The sequence below is a fragment of the Clostridium pabulibutyricum genome, from assembly GCF_058242705.1.
On record NZ_JBZAYZ010000007.1, the window covers coordinates 47,581 to 64,706 of the forward strand.

A 17,126-nucleotide genomic window follows, 5' to 3' on the forward strand; every position below is an offset into this window, starting at 1 on the left:
AAGAGAATATGGAAGAGTTAAAAAAATATGATGCAATTGTTATATGTTCAACATTAAATCAGATGGTAAATTACATACCTATAATGCTGCATAAAATTGATACTAAAAATATTTATAACATAAGAAGAAGGACTCCAGCAAATAAAATTTTAAAAGATAAGTTTGCTTATGACAATTGGGATAAAAATCTTAAAGAAGTTTTAGAACTTAAATCTGACTGTGATATACAGAATATAAAGTTTAATGAAAAGGAGATAAGTAACCATACAAATATAATTGATTGTATAAAGAGTAATATAGGAGAAAAGATAAAGGGTAAAAAAGTTTTATGGAATATTACCGGAGGTCAAAGACATTTTGTCATGGCTATAACTGAGTATGTTCTTAATTGTAAAGAACGAGAAAACGATGTGATATTGTACTATGATGGTGATAGAGAAAAGATATACTATTATGGTCAAAATAAAAGTCATATAAAGCTTTTTGATTTATTAAAACAAGAGTTAAATTATGAAATTACAATACCTAAAGCACTAAGACTTATGGGATTTAAAGTTAAGGATAGAGAAAATTTAAGAGAGCCTTCAGATTATTATAAAGAAATAAAGAAAGAGAAAACTGAAGAACACAAATGGTATACAAATTTCCAGAAATTTTATTGTAAAAATGAAGAATTGAGAAGGCTTCTAGTTAACTCTAATAGGTTTAAAGATGACAAGGAAGAAAGTACTGATAAAAATTCTAAACATGAGAGCAAAATTACTAAATCTGTGCTCGATAAAATTTTATCAGAGATTGAAGCTTCCGGGTTGAATGAAAATATAAAAGATATGTTTAAAGGAGATGATTTAAATACGTTAAAGGCCAGTCTTGGTGAGCATTGTAAAGGGAAAGTTTTTGGATATATGCTGGAAAAAATGACATTGTATAATCTTATGGATATCATTAAAAGTTATGGCTATACAGATATAATTTCCGACATTGATGCGGATATATCAGTTGATTCTGCTAAAAGTAAGGATAATAATCCTTGCAATAAATTAAAAAATTTAGATCAATTCGATGTTATGATGGCAACAAAAACTGGAAAGATTATAATGCTTGAGTGTAAATCTGGAGGAATGAGTGGAGATAATGCTAAAAGCAACAATTATTCTACCTATGCAATAGCAGGAGTCTATGGAAATCCTATATTAGTTGTGCCTATAATTGATGGAGATAGTAAAAGTGAAAAAATTCATTATCAAAGTAAGGTTGAAAAAAATAACAGTGATGAACTAGAATTAACAGAGAATAAAGATGTATATAAGTATATTAAAGCAGCAATAAGTTCAGCAGAAAGGGCATCAATTGATCATAAATGTATCAATGAGTTAAGTAAAATATTAAAAAATTATAGAGAGTGAGAAAAGGAGTAGATTAAATGTTTGTAGAAGCAAATGCAATGATTATTAGATCAATCACACCCGTTCATGCGGGAAATGGACGAGCATTAGGGCTTATAGATATGCCAATACAGAAGGAAAAACATACAGGGATTCCTAAAATTGAAGGATCTTCTTTAAAAGGAAGTCTTAGAGAGTTATGTCGAATTCAAGATGATAAAGAATTAGATGTAAATATAATATTTGGACCGGAAAATGGAAATGAAAGTGCAGGCCTAGTGGGTTTTACAGATGCTAAATTATTGTTTTATCCAATTATATCAATAAATACACTATTTTCTTATGTAACATGTCCGTACTTAATAAACAGATTTTTGGAAGATATTGAGTTATGTAAGTTAGAAATTAAAAAACAAGACTCTGGCAAAAAATGTAATAACGATATTGTTCAATATAATAATAGTAAAAAAATAAATATCAGCATGGCACCTAAAATATCTGAGGGAAAATGTGTTTTACTAAGTAGAAGTAGTGAAAATAATAAATCTATAATATTAGCTGAATATGAATTTGAAATTGATAAAAATGATGAATATAGTGTGATCGAGGACTTAATTACTAATCATGGAATAAATTTAAAAAGTGAAATGGATGTAGTAGTAATATCCGATACGGATTTTATTGAAATGATAAATTTGACTAGAGACATTATAACAAGAAATAAGATAGAGTATGAAACTGGTACTGTTGCTAATAGTGGCCCATTTACAGAAGAGTATTTACCATCTGAGAGTATTCTCTATTTTTTAACTTTAAAAAATGGAATTAAACAGGATAAATGTAAAGGCATGTATGAAAAGTATTTAAATTTATTTCCATATATTGTTCAAATAGGAGGCAATGCTACTATTGGTAAAGGTATAGTTGAAGTAAATGAATTTAAGAAGGAGGATAAAAAGGACGGTGAAAATAATTAATGGAAGAGGTAAAAAGCATTAATAGGGAAAAGGCAATTTTTGCTTTTAAAAGTATTAGACAAGATGATGTTTTAGAATGTGAAAATTTTAAAAGTGATTTAAGGCAATTGCCAACGTATATTTACACAAATGGACTTATAGCAACTTTATTATTTATACTTAAGAAAAGTAAAAACGGTAAAGAGAAAAATAGTTATGGAAAAATACAAGGCATTATTGAAAATTATATAGAAAATAGTGATATAAATATCCTGAATTTTCATGAGAAAGATTTAAAGAAATTTGTAGAGTTTTTACTTGAAAAAGATTCAAAACAATACAGGAAGATTACATTAGATATTATTTCATTATTAGATTGGCTAATTAAATTTGCAGATGGTATTATTGAAGATAAGAAGGGTGAAACAAATGAAGCAGTATAGTAATTCTAAAAATAAACCATATAAAAAATATAACCATTCTGAAGAACCTATATTTTGTGATATTTTAAATTCTAATAATAAAAATATAAGAAATAATAATATAAATAATATTAATTTAAATTATCTTATAAATAAATTCTTGCGTTATGATCAAGAAAAAAGTAAATTTTTAGGATGTGGGAACGGAGTTAAAGTAGTTGGGAAACCCAATAGATCAAATAACAATAAAATTAATAAAGAAATTATAGACAAATATCTTAAATATATAAAGAACTATTGTAAATCGTATAAATTGGATTTAATACTAGATGGTTCTACAGAAGATGTGTTTGAATTTACGGCACATAAACTTATAATTGGTTTTGGAAACTCCAGTGTCTTAGAAAAATCCATAACTATTCATCATGTATATGGTATACCTTACATACCTGGTCAAGCAATTAAAGGATGTATGAGAAACTATTTTTTAAGTCAATATTATGATATAAAAACTAGGAAATTTGGAGAAGAGTATTTAAAGGTGTTCTATAAATTGATATTTGGAGAAGACATTGAAAATAATGATAATTGTAAGGGTGGAACAGTATTTTTTGATGTTTTTCCTGAATTAGAGGAAAATTTTAAATTAGAACAAGATGTAATAACACCACACTATAATAACTATTATACTAAAAACAATAAAAGCAGAAATTTACCTACCGATGATGGTAAAATAATCCCTAATATTTATCATATTTTAGACGATCAAAAATTTAAATTCTGTTTAGCTTTAGATAAAAAAAGATGTGTGGATTACTTAAATAGTTTTGGAAAAGAGTTTAAAGGTTATTATGATAAACTTAAAGAAGAAGTGACAAAATTGTTGAAAGATACTCTAATAGAGCATGGATTAGGAGCAAAAACTTCAGTTGGATATGGAAGATTTGAGATAGATAAAAAGATATCAGAAAAAGATATCACAATTGAAGATAAACTATTGGAACTTAAAAAGATCACTGATAGAGATTTGTTAAAAGAAAAAATAAAAGATTTTTACTTTGAAAATTTTAATAAATTTAACAGTAAACAGAAAAAAGAAGTATCAAAATTGATAAGTAGCATTATGAAGTGATAGATGATAGATTTATCAATAACAAAATATTTTTAAATTATATTTTGTAGATATGATTTAATGAAATTCTTATTAAGTATAGATGTATATAAAATTTTTAGAATATAAAAGAGTACTATTTATATCTTAAATAATATAAGTTGAATTGTATTTGAACTTATTTATAGGGGGAATTTTATATGATATATAGAAAAAGTATTTTAGAGGATTGCAGATAGATTTATGCGCTGGTATGTGATATGGAGAATAAGAAACTTCCATATGACAAATTCCATAAAATCTATAAAAACCAACTTAATGATAGCCATTATTATTGCCTTGTCTGTGAAGAAGACAATAGGGTAATTGGTGAGTTAAATATGCGATTTAAAGAGCAACTCCATCATGCAGGGAAGATAGCTGAGATACTCGAATTTGTAGTTGATTCTGAATGCCGAAATATGGGAATTGGAAAAGAAATGCTTTTTCAAAGTTGCAAGATTGCAAAAGATACTAAATGTTTACAAATTGAAGTTGACTGTAATCAACTTCGTGAAGATACACATCGTTTTTACATTAGAGAAGGTATGCATAACTTTCATTTTAAATTTTCCAAGCAGTTAATCTCTGATAATATACAGGGAAATATTTTGGGAAGATAAGCTGTAATTTAATTGTAAGATTTAACAATATCCACACAAGGAGAATCAAATGCCTAAGAATATAACAGACAAAGTAAGAAAAAGAATATTTGAATTAAAAGATGAAAAATATAAAGAATTTCACACCAAACTTTTAGCTAGCAATTCCGAAATAGTGGGAGTTAGAATTCCAAATCTAAGAAAGCTTGCAAAAGAAATAGCGAGTGGAGACTGGAGGGAGTATTTAAAAACAGCGGAAGATGAATACTATGAAGAAATAATGCTTCAAGGAATGGTTATAGGGTGCGTAAAAATTGATGCCAAAGAAAGACTTGAACTTATACAAAAGTTTATTCCAAAAATTAATGGCTGGGGAATTTGTGACAGCTTTTGCAGTGGACTTAAATTTATAAAGAAAAATAAAGAATTGGTGTGGGAGTTTGTGCAGCCGTATTTAAAATCAAGTCATGAATTCTACATTAGATTTGGGGTTGTAGTGTTGCTTGATTTTTATGTAGACGAAAGCTATATAGACCGTGTGCTTCAAGAATTAGATAAAATAAAGCATGAGGGTTACTATGTTAAAATGGCTGTTGCCTGGGCAGTTTCAATTTGTTATATAAAGTTTCCAGATAAAACTATGGTGTATTTAAACAATAATTCCTTAGATGACTTTACATACAATAAATCCCTTCAGAAAATAACAGAATCTTTTAGAATTGATAAGAGTACAAAAGCTGTTATCAGGAGCATGAAGAGGAAAAGTACCATAGCCTGATTATGAATTATTGAGAAAGAAGGAGAATTTTTGTGTTAACATTGATTGCTTGTGCATAGCAGAGGCTATTGCACAGTGTAAAATAGCCTCTGCTCAATCCTAAAAATACACATTAGGAGGAGCACTAAATTGGGCTATAAAAAAGCAGCGGACGTATTGTCATCAGAACTTGTACTTCAAATTCAAGATTATATTGATGGAGAATATATTTATATACCGAGAAAACAATGCAACAGAAAAACCTGGGGAGAGAAAAATGGAAGCAAAAATATGTTGTTTTACAGAAACCTTGAAATCTACATCAGATACAGAAAAGGAGAATCTATAAAACACTTATCAAAAATCTACTATCTATCTCCTAAAACCATACAAAAAATTTTATCGAAAGTGAAATAGTTAAAGTCGTCTTTAGCACAAAGCTGAAGGCGATTTTTTAATTCTGAAAAATTTTGGAGGTTATTCTTTAAAAGTTGCACATAGTATAATTACAATATATTTAAAGAAATGAGGTATTGAAATGAAACTGGAAACTGAAAGACTGATTATATGTCCATTGAATTTGGAACAGTTCAAACTTCTCTTAATTGGAACAGAGAATATGGAAAATGCACTCAAATTAAATAGTTCAGGTGAAAGGCTTGATAAACATACTCAGGAGGCAATGGAAGGACTTTATGAGCAAGCTAAAGAACATTCAAAAGATTATTTTTGGTATACGAACTGGCAGATTATATTGAAAGAATATAATTTGTCCATTGGAAGTGCCTGTTTTATGGGAAGTCCCGACGACAGTGGAAGTGTTGAACTTGGCTATGGTATTAATGAAAAATACAGATGCAGTGGATATATGACAGAAGCAGTTAAATCGATTTGCATATGGGCAATGGATAAGAAAAACACTTTAAGAGTTACTGCAGAAACGGAAAAGAAAAATACTGCATCCCAAAAAGTTTTGCAAAAGAGCGGTTTTATAAAATATAATGAGGATAGTGAAAATTATTTTTGGGAGATGAGAGGATGAGTATTGAAAACCAAGACAGAATATATCTTGTAAAACAGGATATAACAACACTAAATGTAGATGCTATTGTGAATGCGGCAAATAGCAGTTTGCTTGGCGGCGGTGGAGTGGATGGAGCCATTCATAGAGCTGGTGGAAAGCAGATACTTGAAGAATGTATAAATATAAGAAATAGTCAGGGTGGCTGCAGCACAGGTGAAGCAGTTATAACTACAGCAGGCTTTCTAAAGGCAAGATATGTTATTCATACAGTTGGTCCTGTGTGGAGGGGTGGAAATAATGACGAGGAGAAATTATTATCAAATTGTTATATGAATAGTCTAAGATTATCAGAAGAAAATGATATTAAAACTATTGCATTTCCTAATATAAGTACGGGAATATATGGATTTCCAAAAGAAGCAGCGGCAGGCATGGCCATAAAATCAGTAAAAAGCTATTTATCAACAAATACAAGTATTAAAAAGGTTATATTTGCTTGTTTTGATGATGAAAATTACAAAATATATTTAAAATTATTATAGCTTTTTATGTGAGAAGTTAGCATATATATTTATAAATATATACCGAGTAAAGATTTGGCAACATCAATTCTAATAAACCACGGATGCAGCTTTGTCTGATAAGCGAAAAATCAAGTCTGCCAAATTCTTACTTGACATATCGAAATCTGCTTCAATCCACTGCTTAATCATACTAAGGCAACCCATAATCAAATAATTGTAGACGTAACCTGCAACGAATTCAGAACAGTTGAGAGAAAGATTCAATTTTAAGTTGAGAAAAGAAACTTCAACAAATGCCGATTGAAACGACAGGCTTTGCTGCTGACACAACAGCGTTCGGAAAATGTCTGCATGCCCTTTGATATAAGATAACAACTCCTCTAAATATTTTATACTGTCAGCATTGGAATCAATCTTTTTTAAATGATTTTGTGCATGATCAATAACCTCATTTTCAATTTCGCTCAACAATGCGTACTGGTCGGTAAAATACGAATAGAAGGTGGAACGATTGATTTCGGCGTTTTTGCAAATTTCCTTTATTGTGATCTTACCAATTGGCTTTTCATGCATAAGTTCCACCAAACTGTTTTTGAGTAGTTGGTTGGTTAGTTTAACTCTTTGGTTTGTTTTTTGAACCATAATGGATACACTTCCTTATCTTAGCTTACACCAATTTTATTATTTGTGTTGTTATTCCGACAGATTTACTTAAAGTGTTGATTGCACAGCATTTTAATATAAACTGATGGTTGTAAAAGCGACACAGTGTCATTATTATAATATTAATGCATGCAGCAGTCAACGGATTGCGAGGACTTCGTATTTGCAGTTGGGGTGGCTGTATTGATGTTTTATACAATAAAGTTCAGACATCGAATGAAAGGGGAATAACCATGAAAAGGCAAAGAGTGTTTTTAACTGGAGCTACAGGCAGCATGGGATTTATCGGTCTGAACGAGATTCTGAAAGATACCGATAAACAGGATGTTGTGATTTTAGTTCAGAATACGGAACGTGATAGAAAGAAACTGGAGGGCTACGAAAACAGAAAAGGACTCTCTATTCGTTGGGGTGACCTTACAAATTACGATGATGTTTATAATTGTGTAAAAGATGCGGATATCATTCTGCATGTTGCAGCATTGGTGTCTCCTGCTGCAGATTACCACCCTGAACTTGCAATGAAGGTCAATTACGGTGGAATGAAAAATCTTATACAGGCAATTAAAGAACAGGGCAGGCAGAATTCTGTGAAGCTCGTATCCATCGGAACGGTTGCTGAAACCGGTGACCGGATGCCACCAATCCATTGGGGACGCGTCGGTGATCCCATCAAGCCAAGCATGTTCGATTACTATGCCGTATCTAAAATAGCAGCAGAACGCCTTCTAATTGAATCGGGACTCAAATATTGGGTAAGTCTTCGCCAGACTGGTATTATGGGGCCTGCCATGAGCAAAATTCGGGATCCCATTATGTTCCATAACTGTCTCGACAATGTTCTGGAATACGTATCCGACCGAGATTCAGGGATTCTATTGCGTAACCTTGCCCTCTACAATTGCACAGGAAAACTGGCGAAGGAGTTTTGGGGACATATTTACAATATCGGTGGCGGTGAAAGCTGTCGGGTGGATACTTACACCATGTACAAGGATATGTATGGGGCAATTGGCTTTAAGGACTTAAAATATGTAATCAATCTGAAATGGTATGCTACCTGTAATTTTCACGGACAGTATTACCTTGATTCGGATAAATTGGAAAACTATCTACATTTTCGACATGATTCCATACAGTATTTTTACGACGAATATATTAAAAATCTCGGCTCTACGGCGGTTCTGTCACGGTTTATCTGCAAGCTGCCAGGTGGACAGAGGATCATGGGTAATATCATGAAGAAAATGTTTTTGAAGTATGCCAAAACCGAACATGGAACGGTACGTTTCATTGAGGATAATATGGAGGACAAAATTGACGCTTACTGGGGAAGCCGGAAAAATTGGGAGAAACTTCCCGATAATATCAATGACTTTGAGCATTTTACAGATTGGGGTAAAGTCATCAGACTTGATCATGGATATGATGAAAGCAAGATGGAAAGTGAACTGGAGCTTTCAGATATGAAAGGTGCCGCTGTTTTTAGGGGAGGAAAATGCTTGTCAAATAGTATGAACAAAGGCGAATGGAATGGCAAACTGAAATTCAAGTGTGCCTTTGGGCATGAGTTTGAGGCAAGCCCACGTCTGGTTTTGGAAGGTGGTCACTGGTGCCCTCACTGTGAAAGGGAAAGCTGGAATTATTCTGCCAGAGCAAAAGTTGATCCGTTTTTCGCTCAGGTTTGGAATCCACTTCATGATGCGAGTGAACCGGAGAGCAAATACAAAAAAATCGTTACTGAATTGGATGTTTAAGTGATAAATTTTTTACGTCCTTATTTCTTATATCCACAAACTCAGAATTAAAGTCATGTTTTATTTCTGTTATTAATTTTTTTATTGGAGAAGATATGTATTTATCTTTGTGATAAATTATCTTAAAACTTCTATATAAAGGAAAATCTTTAATGGGTATCTGTACAACTTTATTTTGATTAATTACTAAACTTTTTGATATAATTGATATTCCTTGTCCTGCAGCTACTATATTTATTATTGAATCTGAACTGTGGCATACCCACTTTTCTACTATAGGAATTCCGCGCCTTTCTGTGAGATTTATTGAGAAATCGCGGGTTCCGGAACCCTCTTCTCTGAGTACAAAATCCATGTTTTTTAAATCAGACAGGCAGACACATTTTTTATTAGCAAAAGGATGGCTTCTACCACATATAATAACCATTTCATCTTGATACACTTCTTCTGATATAATATCTTCGGAATTTATATATCCTTCTATTATAGCTATGTCTATTGTACCTTCAAATATTTTTTTGATTATATTTTTAGAATTATCTATGTAGACTCTGGTGCTTATCATTGGATTCCTATTTTCAAATTTCGATATTATTTTGCCGAGGAAGAAGCTTCCAACAGTGAGTGAAGCACCTATGTATATGCATATTTGTTCTGAGGCATGGTTTAAATAATGTTCCATTTCACGAAAGTTTGCGAGAATATGTCTGGCATAATTTAGAAATTCCCGTCCCACATCTGTAATGTAAAGTTTTCTTGAAAGCCGTTCAAATAGTTTTACGTGGTATTTTTCCTCTATTTGTGATATAGCATGGCTAACTGTAGGCTGAGATATATATAACTTTTTTGCAGCAGTACCTATTTTACCGTTTTCAGCTACAGTAACAAAAATCTCCAAGTCTCTTATAGTCATATATGAGTTTCCTCCAGTTTATAAAAATATATATGCATAAAATACTATGTTATTATAATAACTTTAGCATTTTACAAAACAAATATCAAGGAATATAATTTTTTATATAGATAAATTTTAGAAAGGATGTTGTTAACGTGGATATTTCAAAGACTTATGAGCTTGTTAAAAAAGAGATGGATGATTTATTTTCAAGTTTACAAGATGAGTATGAAATTTACGCTCCCGTAAAAATTAAGGGAGGTGGAAGATATGCTAAACAGGATTCGATTATTTATAAAAGAATTCAAAAATATGATGAAATAGAATATCTTAATAGGTCTACCTATCCTATGAAGGAAGTTCTTACTCCTATAACTCAAACACTTTTCTATTTTACTGAAGATGAATACAGAGAAAGCAAGATAAATGATAAAAAAGATATTTTGATATTTGGAAGAGCATGTGATATTAACTCTATTAAGATTCAAGATAAAATTTATTTAGAAAATGGAAATGAAGAAGATTTCTTTTATAAAAGGATAAGAGACAAAGTTAAATTTGCATTAATGGAATGTTCTCATGAATTTGATGGATGTTTCTGCTGCAGTACTGGAACAAATATAACGGACATGTATTCGATTGCAGTCTCTTTTGGAGAAAATATAAATAAAGTGGAAATAAAAGAGAAAAAATTTGAAAAATATTTTAAGAATTGCAACCCATCTGATTATAAGATTAAATTTCCTCGAGAAAATAAGCTTAAAGTTAACTTCCCTGCAATAGAAAATTTAGACATGGCAAATAAAATAAAGAATCATCCTATGTGGGAGGAGTTTGAGGACAGATGTATTGGGTGTGGAGCCTGTACAATTGCATGTAGTACGTGTACATGCTTTGAAACTACCGATATATTATATACACAAAATGCAAATATAGGTGAAAGAAGAAGAACTTGTTCTTCATGTATGTTGGAAAATTTTGATGAAGTTGCAGGCGGAAATTCTTTTAGAAAAAAAGTATCAGAAAGATATAGATATAAAATTCTTCATAAAGTCTATGGATATAATGCAAGATTCAAAGAAGGGCCAATGTGCGTAGGATGTGGCAGGTGTTCTGCAAGGTGTCCTGAACTTATAAGCTATCCAGAGACATTAAATAAGTTGTGTAAAGCTATAGATGAAATAAAGAGACAAGGAGGCGTTGAAAATGTTTAAAAACCCAGTAAAACCGGAACCTCATAAAATATTAAAAATAATTCCGGAAACAGAGCTTGAGTGGACTTTTCGTGTAGAGAGTGATATTCCTGTGAAACATGGACAATTTATGCAGCTTTCAATTCCTAAAATAGGTGAAGCACCTATATCTTTAAGTGGGTTTGGAAAAGGATATGCGGATTTTACTATAAGAAAAGTAGGCAAGGTTACAGATAAATTATTTTCTATGAAAGAGGGAGATAACATTTTCCTTAGGGGATGCTATGGAAATGGATGGCCCTTTGAAAAAATGAAGAATAAAAATATTGTAATTGTAGCAGGAGGAACAGGGGTTTCACCGGTAAAAAGTCTTATAAATGAATTGTTTGAGAAAAAAGAACATGCAAAGCAAGTTTATTTGATTTTAGGTTTTAAAAATCCTGATAGTATTTTATTTAGAAGTGATCTTAAAAGATGGAAAAATGCACAAAATTTTCATACTACATATACTTTAGATAAACAAAAGTATAAAGATTGGGAAGTTGGCATGGTTACAAACTTCATAAAGAATATCCCGTTTAAATCTTTTGGTGATGATTATGAATGTCTTGTAGTTGGACCTCCAGTAATGATGAAATTTGTTGGCAGAGAATTGATTAAAAATAATGTTTTGAAAGATAAGATATGGATGTCATTTGAAAGAAAAATGTCTTGTGCTATTGGAAAATGTGGCCACTGTAGAATAGATGAGACTTACGTATGTCTTGATGGACCTGTTTTCAACTATGAAATGGCAAAGAAATTAATAGATTAGGAGGTGCTTTAATTGGAAGATTGTAATATAAAAAAATTAAGAAATAATTGTTTCAGACAGTCTAAAGTACCGGGAGAATTTATGCTTCAACTGAGAGTCCCGGGAGCGGTTATAGATGCAAAGTGGTTAGATGTTATAAAATATGTATGTGAAAAATGGGGAAATGGATCTTTTCATATCGGATCAAGACAAACTCTCAATTCGCCTGGGATAAAGGCAAAAGATATACCTGAAGTTAATGATTATATACAGCCTTATCTTGAAGCAATTGAGAAAGAGATATGCGGAGTGGATATGGAAATTAAAGATGGATATCCTTATATTGCACCTAGAAATATAATGGCATGTATAGGTGAGATTCACTGTATAAAGGCAAATGTAAATACACAAAATCTTGCCCATAAGCTCGAAAAAATAATTTATCCAAATCCATATCATATAAAAATTTCAATATCAGGATGTCCTAATGATTGTGGAAAGGGTCACTTTCAGGATTTTGGCATAATAGGATGTACAAAACCTATTTATGACATTAATAGATGTATAGGATGTGGTAGCTGTGCTAAAAAGTGTGAAAAGGCAGCAACACGTGTTCTTTCTTTAAATGATGCTGGAAAAATTGATAAGGATAAATGTTGTTGTGTAGGTTGCGGTGAATGCGTAGTTGCATGTCCTACAGGTGCATGGAGAAGACCTGACAAGGATTTCTACAAGATAATATTAGGAGGAAGAACAGGTAAACAGTATCCTAGAATGGGAAAGATGTTTGCAAATTGGCTTACAGAGGATAGTGTACTTGCCATAATGTCAAATTGGCCTAAATTTTCGGAATGGGTTCTTGGAGGAAAACCTATATATATTCATGGCGGGCATCTTATAGACAGGGCAGGATACCAGAAATTTAAGGAGTTTATGCTTGATGGTGTAAAACTTAATCCAGAAGCTATGATTGCAGAAAATATAAACTGGACTGAAACTGAGTACAGAAGTAATATACATGTTAAACAGCTGAGCAAGCATGTTAATGTAAAATAAAAATTTATAAGATAATTATATGATCAGTAACTTCATCATGCAGATTTTATGATATGTATGGTGAAGTTTTAAATTATGTCCAAATTACAAAGTTAGATTTATGGTATTATGTTATAGGGATAAGCGTTGTCCTTAAACTAGACTTAAAAACGTAAATAGTAAATTTGGAAGGGAAGATTAAATGGATACAATATTTTTTATAATAAAATCTGCAATATTAGGAGTTATAGAAGGTATAACAGAATTTTTGCCGGTATCTTCAACAGGACATTTGGTCATTTTTGAGAACTTGATGGCATTTAAAGGGACGCATTCTAATTATGTTGAAATGTATACATATGTAATACAGCTTGGAGCAATACTTGCAGTAGTTATATTATATTGGAACAAAATAAAAGACACTCTTGTAAATTTTTTTCCAGCTAAAGTTGGTTATGAAAGATCAGGGTTTAGATTTTGGTTTATAATATTTATTGCATGTATACCAGGAGGAGTATTTGGAATACTTCTTGATGATTTGGCTGATAAGTACCTGTTTACACCAATATGTGTAGCTGTAGTTCTGTTTTTAGGAGGTATATGGATGATATATGCTGAAAATAAATTTAGAAACAATACCTCGAAATATAATCAGCTAAATGTTACAGTAAAACAGGCAATTATAATCGGGCTGTTTCAGTGTCTTGCTATAGTACCTGGAATGTCACGATCAGCATCTACGATTATTGGAGGATGGGTTTCAGGACTTTCAACAGTTGCAGCAGCAGAATTTTCATTTTTCTTGGCTATACCAGTAATGGTTGGAATGAGCTTTTTGAAAATATTGAAAATAGGAGGTATATTTACACTTACATCTCCAGAGATTATATCTCTTGCAGCAGGATTTTTAGTCTCATTTTTGGTGGCTTTAATAGTAATAGATAAATTTATTTCATATCTGAAGAAAAAACCGATGAGGATATTTGCAATATACAGAATGATATTTGCAGTGGTGGTTTTATTTGCAGGAATTAAGGGATTGATTTAAATCATCTGTATATTTCACAAGCAAAGGTGGAGTGAAACCTTCTATAACAATGCTTTATTTGTATGGACTAAAGATATATAATAAAAACAAAAAATATATTTTTGAAAGGGAATATGCGATATGAAAGCAAGCAAATATATTGATCATACACTATTAAAGGCAGATGCCACACAGGATAAAATTGAGAAGTTATGCAGGGAAGCAGTAGAATATGATTTTGCCAGCGTATGTGTAAATACGTACTGGGTTCCGTTTTGTGCCGGAAAATTGAAAGATAGTGATGTAAAAGTCTGCACAGTGGTAGGTTTTCCTCTTGGAGCAATGTCCAGCAAGGCAAAGGCTTTTGAGACAGCTCAGGCAGTGGAGGATGGTGCAGATGAAATTGACATGGTTATGAATATTGGCGAGCTAAAGGCAGGACATTATGATGCTGTGATAAAAGATATCGAGATGGTGGTTGAAGCTGCGAAGGGAAAAATTGTTAAAAATATTATTGAAACATGCCTTTTGACAGATGAAGAAATTGTTAAGGCAAGTCAGCTTACTGTAGAAGCTAAAGCTGATTTTGTAAAGACCAGTACAGGATTTAGTACTGCTGGTGCAAATCCTAGAGTTGTAAAAATTATGCGTGATGCAGTAAAAGGAAAGGCAAAAATAAAAGCGGCCGGTGGTGTTCGTTCAAGTTCAGATTTGAAAGAAATGATTGCTGCTGGAGCAGATCGTATAGGAACCAGCAGTGGGGTTGCCCTTATGTCATATGAAAAATAATACTGTGTGTGATATGATAATGAAAACAACTAGCATAAGGGGAGTAGGATATGAATCTTGTTTTTGATATGGATGATACATTATATGACTTAATGGAGCCGTTTGAGAGAACGCATGATGAACTTTTTAAAGATAAGACTGACATGGACTGTACCGAGCTTTTCATGAAATCGAGAATTTATTCTGATAATATATTAGAGAAGGAGAAAAAAGGATTGATTCCATCAGAAGAAGCCTTCTACCAGAGAATGAAAATGACATATAAAGATGCAGAAATTGATATATCCAAAACTGAAGGTGATTTGTTTGAAGCAAGATATCGCTTCCATCAAAAAGAAATAGAAGTTTTTGATTTTATGGTGGATATACTGGATTACTGCAAACAGGAGGAGATTCCAATTGCTGCCCTGTCTAATGGCAGCAGCAGGGGGCAGCGAAAAAAGGTGGCATTTTTAGGATTGGAGCGTTGGTTTGAGGCTGATAAAATTTTCATTTCTGGGGAAATTGATTATCAGAAACCGGATGTACATGCATTTGAGGTATTGGAAGACCGACTTGGTATTAAAGCAGAGAATACATGGTATATAGGAGATACATATGAGATGGATGTCACAGGAGCCAGTCAGGCAGGATGGCACACTATATGGTTTAATCATAGACAGCGTAGGTGCCCGCAATCTACAAACATGGCTGATAAGGAGATCCAAACTGGAAAAGAACTACTTCCCTTTATTAAATATATAAACGGCAGGTAGACTATTTGTATTTATTAAAGCAAATTTCAAATTTATCCTTGACGGACAAACTTTTCTATATTATAATATTATTTGTTGATTTTTGTTTTATAGGGGTATAGCTCAATTGGTAGAGTAGTGGTCTCCAAAACCATTGGTTGAGGGTTCGAAGCCTTCTACCCCTGCCAGACAAAAGCTTGTGAACCGGATGGTTCACAAGCTTTTTTATATAATTTTGATTTGGTTGTCTAATTGAAAAGCAAAAGATTTGCATTTCTGCAAACCTCTCTTTGATTTTGTCATGATGACTTATTTTGTTATATATTTTTTTAAAGCATTCATATTATATTTAACTACATTTTCATAACTTTCCGTACCATCGAAAAGCTTTATCTTTGCAGTCTTGATATTAAATTCTTTTATTGTATCGTAGTTTGCTTTAAGTTCGAAATCATCTGTATACAGAAAAATTGTATTGGACTTTAACTTCTCCCTTACTGATTCTGCCTCTTCTGGATCTGAAGGCATTATTTTGTTGTCTTTGCCTGTGTTTATATCAAGCATGTTAAGATTATTGTAGTTGGTGAAATATTTTAAAGTTTCACTTGAAGTTATAAAATTACAACCTGTCAAGTTTTTATCTATGTCTTTTATTTGTTTTTCACAGGCTGAAAGTTTTTTTAATTCAGCTGAAAAATTTTTTTCATACAAGGATCTGTTCTGGGGATCTTTATCTTCTACCGAGTTTTTTATATTTACAAGCATCACCTTGTAATTGCTGATATCCATAAAATAGTATGGATTTTGGTTTATAGTCGTGTTTTTGTATTTTATGGGATTTTCGTATGAGAGAAGTCTTACACCTCTGGATGAATTTATTATCCCAACCTTGTTTTTGTTCAACTTTTCTACAAAATTATCTATCCAGGGTTCATATCCGGAACCTACATATATGAAGAGATCATTCCTTGAAACGTTTGAAAGGCTGTCATATGTGAAATCAAAGTTTAGTTCATCATATCTATTTTTAAACATATAATTTACTGTATGCTTGTTTTTTACTATGGTTTTTACCGTTGAATACAGCAGTTTGTCGGTTGTCATTATATCAAGTTTGACACTTGTATCCACGGAGGGATTATATTCGTCTGATTCTTTTTTGCTATTGTTTTGTAAAAAACTGCATGAAGTAGTACCTAGAAGCAGTATAGTCAAAATCAGACCCAAAAATTTTTTCAAGTTGGTCACCTCTGCACTATTTTATATAGAACCAATAAATACATTTTACATAATGTACTTTAACAATGCAAATAGTAACTTTCACGGCACTCTTCAATTACAAATTAAGCCATTTTTAATAAAAATTATTTATCATAATCCGCTTTATTGTGATAAAATTATAATTGATTACAGAGTTGAG

The 17,126-nt window shown here is 31.8% G+C and carries 19 protein-coding genes and 1 tRNA gene; 17 read left to right on the forward strand and 3 right to left on the reverse strand.

The window, feature by feature from the left end:
• Positions 1 to 8 precede the first annotated feature (8 nt).
• The 9 genes from AC4CVH_RS09015 (at position 9) to AC4CVH_RS09055 (ending at position 6,838) form a co-directional block, all read left to right on the forward strand.
• Positions 9 to 1,406: a DNA-binding protein gene (locus tag AC4CVH_RS09015; RefSeq protein WP_490787427.1), complete on the forward strand. Its 1,398-nt coding sequence runs from the start codon at positions 9 to 11 to the stop codon at positions 1,404 to 1,406.
• Between the two features lie 17 nt (positions 1,407 to 1,423).
• Entirely contained in the window at positions 1,424 to 2,362 is a 939-nt protein-coding gene (gene cmr4, locus AC4CVH_RS09020; RefSeq protein WP_490787428.1) for a type III-B CRISPR module RAMP protein Cmr4, read from the forward strand.
• The gene (gene cmr5 / locus AC4CVH_RS09025) at positions 2,362 to 2,784 is read left to right on the forward strand and encodes a type III-B CRISPR module-associated protein Cmr5 (protein WP_490787429.1); all 423 of its coding nucleotides are present in this window, start codon (positions 2,362 to 2,364) and stop codon (positions 2,782 to 2,784) included. The genes cmr4 and cmr5 overlap by 1 nt, the downstream gene beginning before the upstream one ends.
• Positions 2,771 to 3,895: a type III-B CRISPR module RAMP protein Cmr6 gene (cmr6, locus tag AC4CVH_RS09030; RefSeq protein WP_490787430.1), complete on the forward strand. Its 1,125-nt coding sequence runs from the start codon at positions 2,771 to 2,773 to the stop codon at positions 3,893 to 3,895. The genes cmr5 and cmr6 overlap by 14 nt, the downstream gene beginning before the upstream one ends.
• Positions 3,896 to 4,134: 239 nt before the next feature.
• A complete protein-coding gene (locus AC4CVH_RS09035; protein WP_490787431.1) occupies positions 4,135 to 4,536 on the forward strand; it encodes a GNAT family N-acetyltransferase in 402 nt (133 codons plus the stop codon).
• 61 nt (positions 4,537 to 4,597) lie between these two features.
• On the forward strand, positions 4,598 to 5,293 hold the full coding sequence (locus tag AC4CVH_RS09040; protein ID WP_490787552.1) for a DNA alkylation repair protein: 696 nt from the start codon (positions 4,598 to 4,600) through the stop codon (positions 5,291 to 5,293).
• A 129-nt stretch (positions 5,294 to 5,422) separates the two neighbouring features.
• The gene (locus AC4CVH_RS09045) at positions 5,423 to 5,689 is read left to right on the forward strand and encodes a CD3324 family protein (RefSeq protein WP_490787432.1); all 267 of its coding nucleotides are present in this window, start codon (positions 5,423 to 5,425) and stop codon (positions 5,687 to 5,689) included.
• Between the two features lie 121 nt (positions 5,690 to 5,810).
• A complete protein-coding gene (locus AC4CVH_RS09050; protein WP_490787433.1) occupies positions 5,811 to 6,314 on the forward strand; it encodes a GNAT family N-acetyltransferase in 504 nt (167 codons plus the stop codon).
• The gene (locus tag AC4CVH_RS09055) at positions 6,311 to 6,838 is read left to right on the forward strand and encodes an O-acetyl-ADP-ribose deacetylase (RefSeq protein ID WP_490787434.1); all 528 of its coding nucleotides are present in this window, start codon (positions 6,311 to 6,313) and stop codon (positions 6,836 to 6,838) included. Before AC4CVH_RS09050 ends, AC4CVH_RS09055 begins: the two co-directional genes overlap by 4 nt.
• 69 nt (positions 6,839 to 6,907) lie before the next feature.
• Here the strand turns inward: AC4CVH_RS09055 and AC4CVH_RS09060 are convergent, their stop codons facing one another.
• Positions 6,908 to 7,462 (reverse strand): TetR/AcrR family transcriptional regulator, encoded by a 555-nt coding sequence (locus AC4CVH_RS09060; protein ID WP_490787435.1) that lies wholly within the window; start codon positions 7,460 to 7,462, stop codon positions 6,908 to 6,910.
• Positions 7,463 to 7,716: 254 nt separating this feature from the next.
• On the opposite strand from AC4CVH_RS09060, the gene AC4CVH_RS09065 reads away from it, so the two are divergent.
• The gene (locus AC4CVH_RS09065; RefSeq protein WP_490787436.1) at positions 7,717 to 9,240 is read left to right on the forward strand and encodes an NAD-dependent epimerase/dehydratase family protein; all 1,524 of its coding nucleotides are present in this window, start codon (positions 7,717 to 7,719) and stop codon (positions 9,238 to 9,240) included.
• Here the strand turns inward: AC4CVH_RS09065 and AC4CVH_RS09070 are convergent.
• Positions 9,221 to 10,153 carry a LysR family transcriptional regulator gene (locus AC4CVH_RS09070; protein WP_490787437.1) on the reverse strand — a complete coding sequence of 311 codons (933 nt, stop codon included), beginning with the start codon at positions 10,151 to 10,153 and terminating at the stop codon, positions 9,221 to 9,223. The genes AC4CVH_RS09065 and AC4CVH_RS09070 overlap by 20 nt on opposite strands.
• Before the next feature lie 137 nt (positions 10,154 to 10,290).
• Here AC4CVH_RS09070 and asrA point away from each other — a divergent pair, with 137 nt between their 5' ends.
• The 7 genes from asrA to AC4CVH_RS09105 all read left to right on the forward strand — a co-directional run bounded on the left by asrA (position 10,291) and on the right by AC4CVH_RS09105 (position 15,894).
• Complete coding sequence (gene asrA, locus AC4CVH_RS09075; RefSeq protein ID WP_490787438.1) at positions 10,291 to 11,349, forward strand: anaerobic sulfite reductase subunit AsrA; 1,059 nt, start codon at positions 10,291 to 10,293, stop codon at positions 11,347 to 11,349.
• Positions 11,342 to 12,142, forward strand: a complete 801-nt coding sequence (gene asrB, locus AC4CVH_RS09080) for an anaerobic sulfite reductase subunit AsrB (RefSeq protein WP_490787439.1) — start codon at positions 11,342 to 11,344, stop codon at positions 12,140 to 12,142. The genes asrA and asrB overlap by 8 nt, the downstream gene beginning before the upstream one ends.
• 12 nt (positions 12,143 to 12,154) lie before the next feature.
• The gene (gene asrC, locus AC4CVH_RS09085; RefSeq protein ID WP_490787440.1) at positions 12,155 to 13,177 is read left to right on the forward strand and encodes a sulfite reductase subunit C; all 1,023 of its coding nucleotides are present in this window, start codon (positions 12,155 to 12,157) and stop codon (positions 13,175 to 13,177) included.
• A 181-nt stretch (positions 13,178 to 13,358) separates the two neighbouring features.
• A complete protein-coding gene (locus AC4CVH_RS09090; RefSeq protein WP_490787441.1) occupies positions 13,359 to 14,204 on the forward strand; it encodes an undecaprenyl-diphosphate phosphatase in 846 nt (281 codons plus the stop codon).
• 120 nt (positions 14,205 to 14,324) lie between these two features.
• On the forward strand, positions 14,325 to 14,972 hold the full coding sequence (gene deoC, locus AC4CVH_RS09095; protein WP_490787442.1) for a deoxyribose-phosphate aldolase: 648 nt from the start codon (positions 14,325 to 14,327) through the stop codon (positions 14,970 to 14,972).
• A 50-nt stretch (positions 14,973 to 15,022) separates the two neighbouring features.
• Entirely contained in the window at positions 15,023 to 15,727 is a 705-nt protein-coding gene (locus tag AC4CVH_RS09100; protein WP_490787443.1) for an HAD family hydrolase, read from the forward strand.
• 91 nt (positions 15,728 to 15,818) lie between these two features.
• Positions 15,819 to 15,894, forward strand: a tRNA-Trp gene (locus AC4CVH_RS09105).
• 121 nt (positions 15,895 to 16,015) lie between these two features.
• Here AC4CVH_RS09105 and AC4CVH_RS09110 read toward each other — a convergent pair.
• Entirely contained in the window at positions 16,016 to 16,945 is a 930-nt protein-coding gene (locus AC4CVH_RS09110; RefSeq protein ID WP_490787444.1) for a metal ABC transporter substrate-binding protein, read from the reverse strand.
• Positions 16,946 to 17,126: the final 181 nt, after the last annotated feature.

Excerpts from the sequence above, each read along its gene's own strand:
- AC4CVH_RS09015 (WP_490787427.1), top strand. The coding sequence starts at position 9 with ATGGAAGAGTTAAAAAAATATGATGCAATTGTTATATGTTCAACATTA.
- cmr4 (WP_490787428.1), top strand. The coding sequence starts at position 1,424 with ATGTTTGTAGAAGCAAATGCAATGATTATTAGATCAATCACACCCGTT.
- cmr5 (WP_490787429.1), top strand. The coding sequence starts at position 2,362 with ATGGAAGAGGTAAAAAGCATTAATAGGGAAAAGGCAATTTTTGCTTTT.
- cmr6 (WP_490787430.1), top strand. The coding sequence starts at position 2,771 with ATGAAGCAGTATAGTAATTCTAAAAATAAACCATATAAAAAATATAAC.
- AC4CVH_RS09035 (WP_490787431.1), top strand. The coding sequence starts at position 4,135 with ATGGAGAATAAGAAACTTCCATATGACAAATTCCATAAAATCTATAAA.
- AC4CVH_RS09050 (WP_490787433.1), top strand. The coding sequence starts at position 5,811 with ATGAAACTGGAAACTGAAAGACTGATTATATGTCCATTGAATTTGGAA.
- AC4CVH_RS09055 (WP_490787434.1), top strand. The coding sequence starts at position 6,311 with ATGAGTATTGAAAACCAAGACAGAATATATCTTGTAAAACAGGATATA.
- AC4CVH_RS09060 (WP_490787435.1), bottom strand. The coding sequence starts at position 7,462 with ATGGTTCAAAAAACAAACCAAAGAGTTAAACTAACCAACCAACTACTC.
- AC4CVH_RS09065 (WP_490787436.1), top strand. The coding sequence starts at position 7,717 with ATGAAAAGGCAAAGAGTGTTTTTAACTGGAGCTACAGGCAGCATGGGA.
- AC4CVH_RS09070 (WP_490787437.1), bottom strand. The coding sequence starts at position 10,153 with ATGACTATAAGAGACTTGGAGATTTTTGTTACTGTAGCTGAAAACGGT.
- asrB (WP_490787439.1), top strand. The coding sequence starts at position 11,342 with ATGTTTAAAAACCCAGTAAAACCGGAACCTCATAAAATATTAAAAATA.
- AC4CVH_RS09090 (WP_490787441.1), top strand. The coding sequence starts at position 13,359 with ATGGATACAATATTTTTTATAATAAAATCTGCAATATTAGGAGTTATA.
- deoC (WP_490787442.1), top strand. The coding sequence starts at position 14,325 with ATGAAAGCAAGCAAATATATTGATCATACACTATTAAAGGCAGATGCC.
- AC4CVH_RS09100 (WP_490787443.1), top strand. The coding sequence starts at position 15,023 with ATGAATCTTGTTTTTGATATGGATGATACATTATATGACTTAATGGAG.